The organism is Amycolatopsis tucumanensis, from assembly GCF_021654135.1.
Classification (GTDB): Bacteria; Actinomycetota; Actinomycetes; order Mycobacteriales; family Pseudonocardiaceae; genus Amycolatopsis_E; species Amycolatopsis_E tucumanensis.
The window spans coordinates 1-984 of the sequence record NZ_JAKGSD010000138.1; the positions used below are offsets into that span (position 1 = coordinate 1).

Consider the following 984-nt stretch of genomic DNA (forward strand, 5'->3'; position numbering starts at 1 on the left):
CTAGATGAGTAAGTCCTAACCCTGGGTGGTGTGTGGAGATGGGTGAAGGGTGTTCAAGATCAGTTTGTGAGGACCGACCTGAACACCCTTCTGACCGCACTGTACGTCAAGATCGATGACTATCTCGGTAAGCCCGCTCGTGTGGGGAGGCCGCCGCGGCTGTCGGATGCGGAACTGCTGACGCTGGCGGTGGCGCAAGTGCTGCTGGGGGTGCGTTCCGAGGCCCGGTGGTTGCGGTTCGTGCCTCGCCACGTGCCGGGCGCGTTCCCGTATCTGCCCGGCCAGTCGGGCTACAACAAGCGGCTGCGGGCCGCGGTCCCGCTGCTGAAACGGCTGATCCGCGTGCTGGCCGCCGACACCGACCTGTGGACGGACACGACGTGGATCGTGGACTCCACTCCCGTGGAATGCGCACGGTCTCGTCCCACGGTGCAACGCTCGAACCTGGCCGGCTGGGCCGGTTATGGCTACTGCGCCAGCCATTCCCGTTTCTTCTGGGGCCTGCGCCTGCACCTGGTCTGCACCCCGGCAGGGCTGCCGGTCACCTGGGCCCTGGCCGATCCCAAGATCGACGAGCGTCAGGTGCTAATGGCCGTGCTGGATCAGGACCGCGGCCTGCTCCACGAGCGGCCCGGGCTGCTGATCCTGGCAGACAAGGGCTACGTCTCCCGAGAGCTGGACACCTACCTGACCGACCATGGGGTGCGTCTGCTGCGCCCCTCCTACCGCAACCGCACCCCACACCCGGCCCAACACCTGCTCAAACCGGTCCGGCAACTCATCGAATCGGTCAACGCCACCCTCAAAAGCCAACTCGACCTCGAACTACACGGCGGCCGCACCTTCGAAGGCGTCACCGCCCGCATCGCACAACGACTCCTCGCCCTCACCGCCGCCATCTGGCACAACCGCGCCACCGGCCAACCCACAACCCGATCCCTGATCGCCTACGACCACTAACCAAGATCGGAATTACTCATCTAG

General features: G+C 65.3%; 1 protein-coding gene. It reads left to right on the plus strand.

The window, feature by feature from the left end:
- The first annotated feature begins 66 nt into the window (after positions 1 to 66).
- A complete protein-coding gene (locus L2C96_RS44170) occupies positions 67 to 960 on the plus strand; it encodes an IS982 family transposase (RefSeq protein WP_237340326.1) in 894 nt (297 codons plus the stop codon).
- Positions 961 to 984 lie beyond the last annotated feature (24 nt).